This is a genomic window from Pseudomonas sp. 39004 (assembly GCF_028682155.1).
Classification (GTDB): Bacteria; Pseudomonadota; Gammaproteobacteria; order Pseudomonadales; family Pseudomonadaceae; genus Aquipseudomonas; species Aquipseudomonas capeferrum.
On the sequence record NZ_JANIAG010000061.1, the window covers coordinates 15,775 to 29,172 of the forward strand.

Sequence of the window (13,398 nt, forward strand, 5' to 3'; positions counted from 1 at the left end):
TTTGACCGAAAACCCGCGCTGGTGACAGCGCGGGTTTTTTTATGGTGGGTTACGCCTGGTAGCAAACGAATGGCTGTGTTGGCCTCGTCGGGGCAATGCGAGTAAAGTGCCGCTCCCCGTTTCGCCTGAGGCAGCCCGTAGCATGAACCCTTCTCTCGATATCGCCGTCGTCGGCGCCACCGGCAGTGTCGGTGAAACCCTGGTACAGATTCTCGAAGAACTGGCGTTCCCGGTCGCCACCTTGCACCTCCTGGCCAGCATGGAGTCCGCAGGCAGCAGCGTGATGTTCGCCGGCAAGAAGCTCAAAGTCCGCGAAGTGGACAGCTTCGATTTCGCCCAGGTCAAGCTGGCCTTCTTCGCCGCAGGCGCGGCGGTCAGCCGCAGCTTCGCCAGCAAGGCCCTGCAGGCAGGCTGCACGGTCATTGACCTGTCCGCTGGCCTGGACGATGCCATTGCCGTGGTGCCGGAAGCCAATGCCGAACGCCTTGCCGGCCTGACGCTGCCTGCGCGCATTGCCAGCCCCAGCAGCGCAGCCGTTGCCCTGGCCGTTGCGCTGGCGCCGCTCAAAGGCTTGCTGGACATCGAACGGGTTCAGGTGATGGCCGCGCTGGCGGTGTCCGCGCAGGGCCGCGAAGCGGTCAGCGAACTGGCCCGGCAGACCGCCGAGCTGCTCAACGCCCGCCCCCTGGAGCCGCGCTTCTTCGACCGCCAGATAGCGTTCAACCTGCTGGCCCAGGTCGGCGCCGCCGACGAACAGGGCCACACTGCACTGGAGCGGCGCCTGGTCAGCGAATTGCGCGTGCTGCTCGGGCAGCCTGAACTGAAGATTTCGGTGAGCTGCGTTCAAGTCCCGGTGTTTTTCGGCGATAGCTTCAGTGTGGCCGTGCAGAGCCGTCGCCAGGTCGACCTGGCTGCGGTCAACCAGGCCCTGGAGTCTGCCGACAGCGTCGAGCTGGTGGAGCGCGACGATTATCCGACCCCGGTTGGTGACGCAGTGGGCCAAGACGTGGTCTATGTTGGTCGTGTACGCCATGGTGTCGATGAAGATCAGCAGCTCAACCTCTGGCTGACCACCGACAACCTGCGCAAGGGCGCGGCGCTCAATGCTGTGCAGGTGGCACAATTGTTGATTAAAGACAGGCTGTAAAAGATACTGCGAGCACTTTTGTCCTGCTCTGCATGCAGGTTTCGGGACGATTCATACAAGGGAAGAGGTCATGCTTCGAATTCGCAAACTGGTTCTGGCCATGGCGGCTGCCTCGGCGCTGTCGTCGGGTATGGCCAATGCCCTGGGCCTGGGGGAGCTGACCCTCAAGTCGGCACAGAATCAGCCGCTGGACGCCGAGATCGAATTGCTCGACGTGCGCGACCTCACTGCCGCCGAGGTGGCGCCGAGCCTGGCGCCGCCGGAAGAGTTCAGCAAGGCGGGGGTGGCCTTTCCGACTTACCTCGAAGACCTGACGTTCACACCGGTGATCAACCCCAACGGCAGGAGCGTGCTGCGCGTCACTTCCAGCCAGCCGCTGCCGGGCTCGGTGGTCAAGTTCCTGGTCCAGGTGATGTGGCCGCAGGGGCGATTGCTACGCGACTATAGCGTCCTGCTTGACCAGGCCAAGGCGCAGGGCAAGCAACCGGCGGCGGCCAATGTGGCGCCGGCGGTGACGGGTGCGAGCAACTACACCACCCAGCGCCGCGACACCTTGTGGCAGATTGCCGCGCGCAACAGCCAGGGCGGTTCGATACAGCAGACCATGATCGCGATCCAGGCGCTGAACCCGGACGCCTTCATTGGCAACAACATCAACCAGTTGAAAGTTGGACAGGTACTGCGCCTGCCCGATCAGCAACAGGTGCAGAATATCCCTCAGGGCGAAGCGGTTCGCGACGTGGCCGAGCAGTATGCGGCCTGGCGTGAAGGCCGGCGCCTGGGGCCGCGTGCCCGCCAGCTCGACGCCACCCGCCGAGGTGCTGCCGACGCGGCGCCGGAGCGCATTGCCCAAGGTGACAACCTGCGCCTGGTCAGCCCCGGCAACCAGGCTGGCGCAGGGCAGGCCAAGGCGCTCAATGACAAGCTGGCCGTGGCCCAGGAAAGCCTCGACACCAGCCGCCGTGACAACGATGAGCTCAAGAGCCGCATGGCAGACCTGCAGAGCCAGCTGGACAAGCTGCAGCGTCTGATCGAGTTGAAGAACAACCAACTGGCCCGTCTTGAAGCTCAGGGCGCAGCCGGTACGGCCCCGGTCGCCGCCGCGCTGCCAGGCGAGCCAGCACCCGCGAAACCGGCGGCAAATGCCCAGCCAGTGGTCAAGCCTGCGCCAGCCGCTGTCGACACCGCGCCGAAAAACGTGCCTGCCGCCAATGCTGCGCCGGCTGCCCAGCCAAGCGGCACCTTCGACAATGTGCTCGGCAACCCCTTGCTGCTGTGGCTGATTGCAGGGTCTGCGTTCCTCGTGCTGCTGCTTCTGCTGGTGCTCTTGATGCGCAAGCGCAAGGCTCAGGAAGAGGCAGAGAAACACCTGCGCATGGCGCGGGCCTTGGCTGAGGAAGAGCAGGGTGCGGGCCTGGACATGGCCTCCGACAGCTTTGAAGGCCTGGATGTTTCGGCACCGAGCGTCACGCTGTCGCCAGCCGTGGTCGCGGCCTCTGCCGCAGCTGCTGCCGCCGCGGAAAAACCTGCGGCCCCGGTCACCGAGCCTGTGCTTGAGCCCGACGCCACTGCCGCGCTGCTGGCCGAGGTCGAGCAGAGCGTTGAAAGCGGTCGTCTGAATCATGCCGCCGAGCTGCTCGAAACCGCCCTCGCCGCAGAGCCCGGCCGTGATGAGCTGCGCCTGAAGCTGATGGAAGTGTATGCCCGCCAGGGTGATCACAGTGCGTTCGTCGAGCAGGAGCGTGTGCTGCCGGCTACCGAACAGAATGTGGCTCAGGTTCAGGAACTCAAAGGCCGCTTCCCCGCCATGCTGGGTGTGGCCGCCGCCGGTCTGGGCGCGGCAGCGCTGGCTGCTGAAATGGATGAGCAGTACGTGCAGGGCCTGCTGCAGGACCCGCCTGAGGCACCGGTGGTTGAAGACGTTGTTTCCGAGGACATGGCAGAGCAAGCGCTTGAGCCTGAGCCGGAAGACGAGCCAGCGGTACTGGAGCAGCCCGATTCGGTCGCTGAGGCGGCGCTGGATGACATCGTCGAGCCTGAAACGGAGGCCATCACCGAAGTGCCTTCGCTTGAGGAATCGGACCTGGACAGCGCCTTCGACCTGAGCCTTGACGAAGACCTGCCAGAGGAAGACCCACTGGCGGCACCGCTGTTGGACGAGCCGGTACTGGATGAGGCTGCGCTGGACGAAACTGTGCTGGATGAGGCTGCGCTGGATGAGGCTGCGCTGGATGAATCGGTGCCGGCTGAGCCCGTACTGGACGAGGTGCAGGTAGAGCAACAGCCGGCCGTCGTGGACGCCGAGCTGCAAGCCGAAGCCGAAGCCGATGCTGATTTCGAAGCGATGCTGGCGCAGGCCGAGCCGCAGCCGGTTGCGGACCTGGACGACTTCGACCTTGATGTCAGCGAGCCGGTTGCCCCGGCTGTCGCCGATGAAACCCCGGTAGATGTCGCCGCCGAACTGGCCGCCTTCGACAGCGTGCCGGAGTTCGAGCCGATCACCGAGCTCGACCTGCCGACCGATTTCGACCTGTCGCTGTCGCTGGACGACGATTCGCCGGCCGCCAAAAGCTTCGCTTCGGAGCTGGACGACGTCAACGCAGAGCTGGACAAGCTGTCGCAGAACCTCGAGTCGCCTTCGCTGGAACCGCACTTCACCACTGAGGATGCAGTGGCGCAGCCGGAGCCCGAGCCGCTGGATGACCTGGACTTCGACTTCTTCTCTGGCAGTGACGAAGTGGCCACCAAGCTCGACCTGGCGCGTGCCTACATCGACATGGGCGACCACCAGGGTGCGCGTGACATCCTTGATGAAGTGGTCAAGGATGGCGACGGGACCCAGCGTCAGGAAGCCGAGGAGCTGTTGTCCCGGTTGGTCTGATTCTGCTGCTGAAGCTTTGTCGCCGGCGTTTCGGCGACGGGGCCATGACAGGCGTTACCCCCAACGGCAGCCCAACAGGGCTGCCGTTGTCGTTATAATCCCGCCATTGCGTATTCACCACAGGTTTCATGCTCTTGGACATCATCGACACCGCCGCCGAATCCGCGGCCGAAGGCTACTCCCGTATCGCCCTGGGCGTGGAATACAAGGGCTCGCGCTATCGCGGCTGGCAGCGCCAGGCCAGTGGCGTGCCCAGCGTCCAGCAAGCCCTCGAGCAGGCCTTGTCGAAAGTGGCGAACGAGCCTATCTCGGTGATCTGTGCCGGGCGCACCGACGCCGGGGTGCACGGCTGCGGGCAGATCGTGCATTTCGATACCCGCGCCATCCGCGACGAGCGCGCCTGGACCCTGGGTACCAATTTCAACCTGCCCCACGACATCAGCGTGGTCTGGTCGCGCCCGATGCCGTCAGACTTCCACGCCCGGTTCAAGGCCATGGCGCGGCGTTACCGCTACGTCATCTACAACGACCCGATCCGCCCGGCACACCTGGCCGAGGAGGTGACCTGGAACCACCGCCCGCTGGATGTCGAACGCATGGCCGAAGCCGCCGCGTTCCTGCTGGGCACCCACGACTTCAGCGCCTTCCGCGCCAGCCAGTGCCAGGCCAAGTCGCCGATCAAGCACATCCATCACCTGCGCGTTACCCGCCATGGCCAGATGATCGTGCTGGATGTGCGTGCCACAGCGTTCCTGCACCATATGGTGCGTAACATCGCCGGTGTCTTGATGACCATTGGCGCGGGCGAGCGGCCGGCCACCTGGGCACGTGAGGTGCTGGAGGGGCGCAATCGCCGTGAAGGGGGGGTGACGGCGCATCCGTACGGCCTGTACCTGGTGCAGGTGGAATACCCCGAAGCCTTCCAATTGCCCAAGCGTTACATCGGCCCACACTTTTTGACCGGCTACGAGGCATTGGCTGACTGACGGACGAAAAGTCATTTGCTAACATCCGGCCTTTCACCGCAATAACAGGGTTCGCAGTCCATGAGCAACGTTCGCAGCAAGATCTGCGGTATTACCCGCATCGAAGACGCGCTGGCTGCCGCCGAGGCGGGGGCTGATGCCATCGGCTTTGTGTTCTACGCCAAGAGCCCGCGCGCTGTGGACGTGCGCCAGGCGCGTGCGATCATTGCCGAGCTGCCGCCATTTGTGACCACGGTCGGGCTGTTCGTCAATGCCTCGCGCTGCGAGCTGAACGAGATCCTCGAAGTGGTTCCGCTGGACCTGCTACAGTTCCACGGCGACGAAACCCCGCAAGACTGTGAAGGTTACAACCGCCCCTGGATCAAGGCCCTGCGGGTGCGCCCAGGCGATGACCTGGAGGCGGCCTGTCGGCTTTACGCTGGCGCCCGGGGCGTGCTGCTGGACACCTACGTGCCCGGCATACCTGGGGGGACTGGCGAGGCCTTCGACTGGTCACTGGTGCCGGCCCGCCTGAGCAAGCCGATCATCCTTGCCGGTGGGCTGTCTGCACAGAACGTCGGCCAGGCCATTGCCCAGGTGCGGCCTTATGCGGTGGATGTCAGCGGCGGGGTGGAACAGGCCAAGGGCATCAAGGATGCGGCGAAGATCGAAGCCTTCATGCGTGCGGTGAAACAGGCGTGACAGTGGATGTGACGGTTGGCGGCGCACCATCGTCCATAGCTATCGCAGCCCCTGCGGGGCGGCCGTCGGTGCGACGGTCGAACAACACATTAACGGTGGAGCGGCGCGCAGGAAGCCCCGGCGGCCGGTCCATCATCGTTTCATAAAAGATATTGAGCTCAAGGGCAGGGCAGGCCGGTCACGCTGGCCCCCGCCCGCCGATACTGGAGAAAGAAAGCATGAGCAACTGGTTAGTCGACAAACTGATCCCTTCGATCATGCGTTCCGAGGTGAAGAAGAGCTCGGTGCCTGAAGGCCTGTGGCACAAGTGCCCGGCTTGCGAGGCCGTGCTGTATCGTCCGGAGCTGGAAAAGACCCTGGATGTCTGCCCCAAGTGCAACCACCACATGCGCATCGGCGCACGTGCGCGTATCGACATCTTCCTCGACGCCGAAGGCCGTGCCGAACTGGGCGCCGAGCTGGAGCCGGTCGACCGCCTGAAGTTCCGCGATGGCAAGAAGTACAAAGACCGCCTCACCGGTGCGCAGAAGCAGACCGGCGAGAAAGACGCCCTGATCTCCATGAGCGGCACCCTGATGGGCATGCCGATCGTGGTCAGCGCGTTCGAATTCTCCTTCATGGGCGGCTCCATGGGTGCCATCGTCGGTGAGCGTTTCGTGCGCGCCGCCAACTACGCCCTGGAAAACCGCTGCCCGATGGTCTGTTTCTCGGCCTCTGGCGGTGCGCGCATGCAAGAAGCGCTGATCTCGCTGATGCAGATGGCCAAGACCTCGGCCGTGCTGGCGCGCCTGCGTGAAGAAGGCATCCCGTTCATCTCGGTGTTGACCGACCCGGTCTACGGCGGCGTTTCCGCCAGCCTGGCGATGCTCGGCGACGTCATTGTCGGCGAGCCAAAGGCACTGATCGGTTTTGCCGGCCCCCGCGTGATCGAGCAGACCGTGCGCGAGAAGCTGCCAGAAGGCTTCCAGCGCAGCGAGTTCCTGCTGGAACATGGCGCCATCGACCTGATCATCTCCCGTGGCGAGCTGCGCCCGCGTCTGGCCCGCCTGCTGGCTCAGATGACCGGCCAGCAAACCCCGGAGCAGGCACGTGAGGCGGCTGCGGTCGCGTGATGAAACAACGATCCCTGGGCGAATGGCTCGCCTACCTCGAACAGTTGCATCCATCGGCCATCGACATGGGCCTGGAACGTTCGCAGAACGTGCTTGCCCGCCTTGCGCTGGGCAAGCTGGCGCCGCGCGTGGTAACCGTCACCGGTACCAATGGCAAAGGCTCCACCTGTGCTTTCGTCGCTGCGATGCTGCGTGCCCAGGGGCTCAAGGTTGGCGTGTACAGCTCGCCGCACCTGTTGCGTTACAACGAGCGGGTGCTCATCGATGGCCAGGAGGCCAGTGATGAGCGCCTGTGCGAAGCCTTCGCCGCCGTCGAGGCGGCGCGGGGCGAAATTTCCCTGACCTATTTCGAGATGGGCACCCTGGCGGCGTTCTGGTTGTTCTACCAGTCGAAGCTGGATGCCGTGGTGCTCGAAGTGGGCCTCGGTGGCCGTCTGGACACCGTGAACGTGGTCGATGCCGACCTGGCGCTGGTAACCAGTATCGGCGTCGACCATGTCGACTACCTGGGTGATACCCGTGAGTGCGTCGCCTTCGAGAAGGCCGGTATCTTCCGCGCCGGCAAGCCGGCGCTGTGTGGCGACCTCGACCCGCCGCAGCCGTTGCTGGACAAGGCGCAGGAACTGGCAGCGCCGTTGTACCTGCGTGGCCGTGATTTCGACCTGGCAAGCGGCGACGCTGCCTGGCACTGGCGCGGGACCACGGCCGACGGTGGCCGAGTAGAGCTGCGCGATCTGCCATTGCTCGACCTGCCCATGGAAAACGCCACCTTGGCCCTGCAGGCCTATTTGTTGATGGGCCTGCCATGGGATGCCGGGCAAATCCGCCAGGCATTGCTCGATACCCGCATCACCGGGCGCCTCGATCGCCGCCAACTGAACTGGCAGGGCAAGCCGGTGGAGTTGCTGCTGGATGTGGGGCATAACCCGCATGCCGCCGCCTACCTGGCGCGGCGCCTGGCCGCTCGACCGCCCAAGGGGCGCCGCCTGGCGGTGTTCGGCCTGCTCGCTGACAAGGACCTGCAGGGCGTTGTCGAACCCTTGCAGGGGCTGGTCGACGACTGGGCGGTGGCACCACTGGATACACCTCGCAGCCGTCCGGCCGCAGAACTGGCGAATGCCTTGACGAACCTCGGCGCCTCGGTGAAGTCTTATGCCAGCGTCGACGCCGCCCTCGAAGGGCAATGCGCGCAGGCGACGGCGGATGACCAGATCCTGCTGTTCGGTTCGTTTTTCTGTGTCGCCCAGGCCCTGGAGTGGTTGGCGCGGCAGGCCCCGGAGGGTTGAGTAGATGGCAGTGCTGGATAAAGGGATGAAACAGCGCATGGTCGGTGCGTTGGTGCTGGTGGCGCTGGCGGTGATCTTCCTGCCGATGCTGTTCACCCGCGAGGACGAGATGCGCCAGGTGCGGGTTGAAGCCCCGCAGGCACCGGCCATGCCGAGCCTGCCCGAGGTGAAGGTGGAGCCGGTCGCCGTGCCGGAACCTCAGGTCATTCCTGAGGAGCCACAGCAGCCCCCGGTAGTGATCGACGAGGCTACTGCGCCAGCGAGCACGCCAAGCCAGCCGATCACGCCGTCGCCACAGACCCTGGTCCAGGCCGCCAAGCCGTCAGTACCCGCACAGAAGGTGGAAACCAAGCCCGCCGCTGCGCCGGCGCCTGCCGTCGCAGCAGCCAAGCCCGCAGCGGCGTCCAAGATCGACGTCAATGGGTTACCGGTCAGTTGGTCCATCCAGCTGGCCAGCCTGTCCAACCGCGCGGGGGCAGAAAGCCTTCAGCAGACCTTGCGCAGCCAGGGCTACAACGCCTACATCCGCTCTGCAGGCGGTATGAACCGGGTGTATGTCGGGCCGCTGATCGAGCGCGCCGAAGCCGAGCGTGTGCGTGATGCAATCAACCGCAAGCACAGCCTCAAAGGCTTCGTGGTGCGTTTCCAGCCTGAACGCGGTTGAGAGTGCCAGCGCGGTCCGCTCCCACAGGTATCGCGCAGTTGCTGATCGGCCCGACATTCCGCTTACTCCCAGCCCGCTGCTCTGATAAAATGCGCCGCCTCAAACGTCTGTAGGCGGCACCGTGGCATTTACCTGGGTTGATTGGGCGATCATTGCGATCATCGCCGTCTCCACACTGATCAGTCTCAAGCGCGGCTTCGTCAAGGAAGCTTTGTCCTTGCTCATCTGGATCATTGCCGGTGCGGTTGCCTGGATGTTCGGTGGCTCGCTCTCGGTGTATCTTGAAAGCTATATTCAGACACCGTCGATGCGTACCATCGCCGGTTGCGCCATTCTATTCGTCGCCACCCTGCTGGTGGGGGCCATGATCAACTTCCTCATCGGCGAGCTGATCCGCGTGACCGGGCTGTCCGGCACCGATCGTTTCCTCGGCATGGCCTTCGGCGCCGCGCGGGGGGCCTTGCTGGTGGTGGTGGCCATCGGGCTGCTAAGCCTGGGGCCGGTTCAACAAGACACCTGGTGGCAGGAATCACGCCTGATACCACAATTTCTCTTGGTCGCTGACTGGTCGAAAAACCTGATTCTCGGTTTCACCAGCCAGTGGATGTCCAGTGGGGTGATCAGCACACCGGCTGATCTCCCGTTCAAGGAACAGTTGCTCGGGCCTGCAAAGCCCTGAGCGCTATTCACTCAAGTTTCGTCAAAGTAGGGGTTGCGTCGCATGTGTGGCATCGTCGGTATCGTCGGTAAGTCGAACGTCAATCAGGCGCTGTATGACGCGCTTACGGTCCTCCAGCACCGCGGCCAGGACGCTGCCGGTATCGTGACCAGCCATGACGGCCGGTTATTCCTGCGCAAGGATAATGGCCTGGTGCGCGACGTCTTCCAGCAGCGCCACATGCAGCGCCTGGTGGGCCACATGGGCATCGGCCACGTGCGCTACCCGACTGCGGGCAGCTCGACCTCGGCCGAGGCCCAGCCGTTCTACGTCAACTCGCCGTACGGCATCACCCTGGCGCACAACGGCAACCTGACCAACGTCGAGCAGTTGGCCAAGGAGATCTACGAGTCCGACCTGCGCCACGTCAACACCAACTCCGATTCGGAAGTGCTGCTGAACGTGTTCGCCCACGAGCTGGCCGTGCGCGGCAAGCTGCAGCCAACCGAAGAAGACGTGTTCGCTGCAGTTTCCCACGTGCACAGCCGTTGCGTCGGTGGCTACGCGGTGGTGGCGATGGTCACCGGCTACGGCATCGTCGGTTTCCGTGACCCGAACGGTATTCGCCCGGTGGTGTTCGGCCAGCGCCACACCGACGAAGGCGTGGAGTACATGATCGCCTCCGAAAGCGTCGCCCTGGACGTGCTCGGCTTTACCCTGATTCGCGACCTGGCGCCGGGCGAAGCGGTGTACATCACCGAAGAAGGCCAGCTGTACACCAAACAGTGCGCGAAAAGCCCGAAATTGCAGCCGTGCATCTTCGAACACGTCTACCTGGCTCGCCCGGACTCGATCATGGACGGCGTCTCGGTGTACAAGGCGCGCTTGCGCATGGGTGAGAAGCTGGCCGAGAAGATCCAGCGCGAACGCCCAGAGCACGACATCGACGTGGTCATCCCGATCCCGGACACCAGCCGCACCGCGGCCCTGGAGCTGGCCAACCACCTGGGCGTCAAATTCCGCGAAGGCTTCGTCAAGAACCGCTACATCGGCCGTACCTTCATCATGCCCGGCCAAGCCGCACGCAAGAAGTCGGTGCGCCAGAAGCTCAACGCCATCGAGCTGGAATTCCGCGGCAAGAACGTGATGCTGGTGGACGACTCGATCGTGCGCGGCACCACCTGCAAGCAGATCATCCAGATGGCCCGCGAAGCCGGCGCCAAAAACGTTTACTTCTGCTCCGCAGCCCCTGCGGTGCGCTACCCCAACGTCTACGGCATCGACATGCCGAGCGCTCACGAACTGATCGCCCACAACCGCACCACCGACCAGGTGGCCGAGTTGATCGGCGCCGACTGGCTGATCTATCAGGACCTGCCTGACCTGATCGAATCGGTCGGTGGCGGCAAGATCAAGATCGAGCACTTCGATTGCGCGGTGTTCAACGGTGAGTACGTCACCGGCGACATCGACGCGGCCTACCTCGAGCGTATCGAGCAGGCCCGTAACGACCTGGCCAAGGTGAAGACCCAGGCGGTCAGCGCGATCATCGACCTCTACAACAACTGATTAGGGAGCGACGGCATGACGGATCAATGGGATGCCGGGCGCCTGGACAGTGACCTCGAGGGTGTCGGTTTCGACACCCTGGCGGTGCGCGCCGGGCAACACCGTACACCGGAGGGCGAGCACAGCGAAGCGATGTTCCTGACCTCCAGCTATGTGTTCCGTACGGCCGCCGATGCGGCTGCACGCTTTGCTGGCGAAACGCCGGGTAACGTCTATTCGCGTTACACCAACCCGTCCGTGCGCGCCTTCGAGGAGCGCCTGGCGGCCATGGAAGGCGCCGAACAGGCTGTGGGCACCTCCACCGGCATGGCGGCAATCCTGGCGGTGGTGATGTCGCTGTGCAGCGCGGGCGACCATGTACTGGTATCGCAGAGCGTGTTCGGCTCGACCATCAGCCTGTTCGAGAAGTACTTCAAACGCTTTGGTGTGCAGGTGGACTACGTGCCGCTGGTCGACCTTGGCGGTTGGGAAAAGGCCATCAAGGCCAATACCAAGTTGCTGATCGTCGAGTCGCCGTCCAACCCGTTGGCCGAGCTGGTCGATATCACTGCCCTCAGTGAAATCGCCCATGCCGGTGGTGCCATGCTGGTGGTGGACAACTGCTTCAGCACCCCGGCGCTGCAGCAGCCGCTCAAGCTTGGCGCTGACATCGTGTTCCACTCGGCGACCAAGTTCATCGACGGCCAGGGCCGTTGCATGGGCGGCGTGGTGGCGGGGCGCAGCGAGCAGATGAAAGAGGTTGTGGGCTTCCTGCGTACCGCAGGCCCGACCCTCAGTCCGTTCAACGCCTGGATCTTCACCAAAGGCCTGGAAACCCTTCGTTTGCGCATGCGTGCGCACTGCGAGAGCGCCCAGGTACTGGCCGAATGGCTGGAGCAGCAGGACGGCATCGAGAAGGTGCATTACGCCGGCCTGCCAAGCCACCCGCAGCACGCGCTGGCCAAGCGCCAGATGAGCGGCTTTGGCGCCGTGGTGAGCTTTGAGGTGAAGGGTGGCAAAGAGGGCGCCTGGCGCTTTATCGACGCCACGCGGATGATCTCCATCACCACCAACCTGGGCGACAGCAAGACCACCATCGCCCACCCGGCCACCACCTCCCACGGCCGTCTGTCGCCGCAGGAGCGTGAAGCGGCGGGTATCCGCGACAGCCTGATCCGCGTTGCCGTGGGCCTGGAAGATGTCGCCGACCTGCAGGCTGACCTTGCACGTGGGTTGGCGGCACTGTGATTGAAATCAGAGGCGGTGCACCGGGCCATAACGGTCGGGTAGCCCTGGTGACAGGTGCCGCTCGCGGCATCGGCTTGGGGATTGCCGCCTGGTTGATCTGTGAAGGCTGGCAGGTGGTGCTCAGCGACCTGGACCGCCCGCGTGGGGCCAAGGTAGCCAAGGCGTTGGGTGACAACGCCTGGTTCATCACCATGGACGTTGCCGACGAGGCGCAGGTCAGTGCCGGGGTGTCCGAGGTACTGGGGCAGTTCGGGCGGCTGGACGCGCTGGTGTGCAATGCAGCGATCGCCAACCCGCATAACCAGACGCTGGAAAGCCTGAGCCTGGCGCAATGGAACCGGGTGCTGGCGGTCAACCTCAATGGCCCGATGCTGCTGGCCAAGCATTGTGCGCCGTACCTGCGTGCGCACAATGGGGCGATCGTCAACCTGACCTCGACCCGTGCGCGGCAGTCCGAGCCTGACACCGAGGCCTACGCGGCGAGCAAGGGCGGCCTGGTGGCCTTGACCCATGCCTTGGCCATGAGCCTTGGCCCGGAGATCCGCGTGAATGCGGTGAGCCCGGGTTGGATCGATGCGCGTGACCCTTCCCAGCGCCGTGCCGAGCCGTTGACCGAAGCCGACCATGCCCAGCACCCGACGGGCAGGGTAGGGACGGTGGAAGACGTTGCGGCGATGGTGGCCTGGCTGCTGTCGCGCCAAGCGGCGTTCGTCACCGGCCAGGAGTTTGTGGTCGATGGCGGCATGACCCGCAAGATGATCTACACCTGAGCTGTAACACTATGAGTTGTAAAGGAAAGGGGCCGAGATGGCCCCTTTTTTGTTTTTGCGGCGGCGCAGCTGCCAGTGGTGTAGCGATGGCAGCAGGCTTGCCCTTGAACAAGCCAACAGGAACAACCCAAATGGCACAGGGTGTGGAAACCGCTTTTTTGCCTTTTTTGAAAAAAAATTCAATGGGGGTATTGACTTAGCATCGGTACCTGCGTAAATTTCGCGGCCTCAGCGAAGCAAACGCAACAAGCAACATCGCGGGGGTGATTAGCTCAGCCGGGAGAGCATCTGCCTTACAAGCAGAGGGTCGGCGGTTCGATCCCGTCATCACCCACCACTTCCTGAGCGTTCCTGACGCAAGACGCTTCGAAAGAAGTCGATCGCCAGAGAGGAACAAGGCCTGATAAGCCATTATGC

Annotated in this window: 11 protein-coding genes and 1 tRNA gene; all 12 read left to right on the forward strand. The window is 64.0% G+C overall.

The window, feature by feature from the left end:
• Positions 1-142 precede the first annotated feature (142 nt).
• The 12 genes from NP534_RS12940 (at position 143) to NP534_RS12995 (ending at position 13,318) form a co-directional block, all read left to right on the forward strand.
• Positions 143-1,147: an aspartate-semialdehyde dehydrogenase gene (locus NP534_RS12940; RefSeq protein ID WP_274098949.1), complete on the forward strand. Its 1,005-nt coding sequence runs from the start codon at positions 143-145 to the stop codon at positions 1,145-1,147.
• Positions 1,148-1,217: 70 nt separating this feature from the next.
• Positions 1,218-4,028: a FimV/HubP family polar landmark protein gene (locus NP534_RS12945; RefSeq protein WP_274098950.1), complete on the forward strand. Its 2,811-nt coding sequence runs from the start codon at positions 1,218-1,220 to the stop codon at positions 4,026-4,028.
• Between the two features lie 128 nt (positions 4,029-4,156).
• Positions 4,157-5,014, forward strand: coding sequence for a tRNA pseudouridine(38-40) synthase TruA (gene truA, locus NP534_RS12950; protein WP_274098951.1), 858 nt, complete (start codon positions 4,157-4,159; stop codon positions 5,012-5,014).
• A gap of 60 nt (positions 5,015-5,074) precedes the next feature.
• Positions 5,075-5,695, forward strand: a complete 621-nt coding sequence (locus tag NP534_RS12955; RefSeq protein WP_186653871.1) for a phosphoribosylanthranilate isomerase — start codon at positions 5,075-5,077, stop codon at positions 5,693-5,695.
• 218 nt (positions 5,696-5,913) lie between these two features.
• Complete coding sequence (accD, locus tag NP534_RS12960) at positions 5,914-6,807, forward strand: acetyl-CoA carboxylase, carboxyltransferase subunit beta (RefSeq protein WP_033700534.1); 894 nt, start codon at positions 5,914-5,916, stop codon at positions 6,805-6,807.
• Positions 6,807-8,093: a bifunctional tetrahydrofolate synthase/dihydrofolate synthase gene (gene folC / locus NP534_RS12965; RefSeq protein WP_274098952.1), complete on the forward strand. Its 1,287-nt coding sequence runs from the start codon at positions 6,807-6,809 to the stop codon at positions 8,091-8,093. Before accD ends, folC begins: the two co-directional genes overlap by 1 nt.
• Positions 8,094-8,097: 4 nt before the next feature.
• The gene (locus NP534_RS12970) at positions 8,098-8,757 is read left to right on the forward strand and encodes an SPOR domain-containing protein (RefSeq protein WP_274098953.1); all 660 of its coding nucleotides are present in this window, start codon (positions 8,098-8,100) and stop codon (positions 8,755-8,757) included.
• Between the two features lie 121 nt (positions 8,758-8,878).
• The gene (locus NP534_RS12975) at positions 8,879-9,436 is read left to right on the forward strand and encodes a CvpA family protein (RefSeq protein WP_033700530.1); all 558 of its coding nucleotides are present in this window, start codon (positions 8,879-8,881) and stop codon (positions 9,434-9,436) included.
• Positions 9,437-9,478: 42 nt separating this feature from the next.
• A complete protein-coding gene (gene purF / locus NP534_RS12980) occupies positions 9,479-10,984 on the forward strand; it encodes an amidophosphoribosyltransferase (protein WP_033700529.1) in 1,506 nt (501 codons plus the stop codon).
• Positions 10,985-10,999: 15 nt separating this feature from the next.
• Positions 11,000-12,211 carry an O-succinylhomoserine sulfhydrylase gene (locus NP534_RS12985; protein WP_274098954.1) on the forward strand — a complete coding sequence of 404 codons (1,212 nt, stop codon included), beginning with the start codon at positions 11,000-11,002 and terminating at the stop codon, positions 12,209-12,211.
• Positions 12,208-12,981 carry an SDR family oxidoreductase gene (locus NP534_RS12990; protein WP_033700527.1) on the forward strand — a complete coding sequence of 258 codons (774 nt, stop codon included), beginning with the start codon at positions 12,208-12,210 and terminating at the stop codon, positions 12,979-12,981. The genes NP534_RS12985 and NP534_RS12990 overlap by 4 nt, the downstream gene beginning before the upstream one ends.
• 261 nt (positions 12,982-13,242) lie before the next feature.
• A tRNA-Val gene (locus NP534_RS12995) sits at positions 13,243-13,318 on the forward strand.
• Positions 13,319-13,398: the final 80 nt, after the last annotated feature.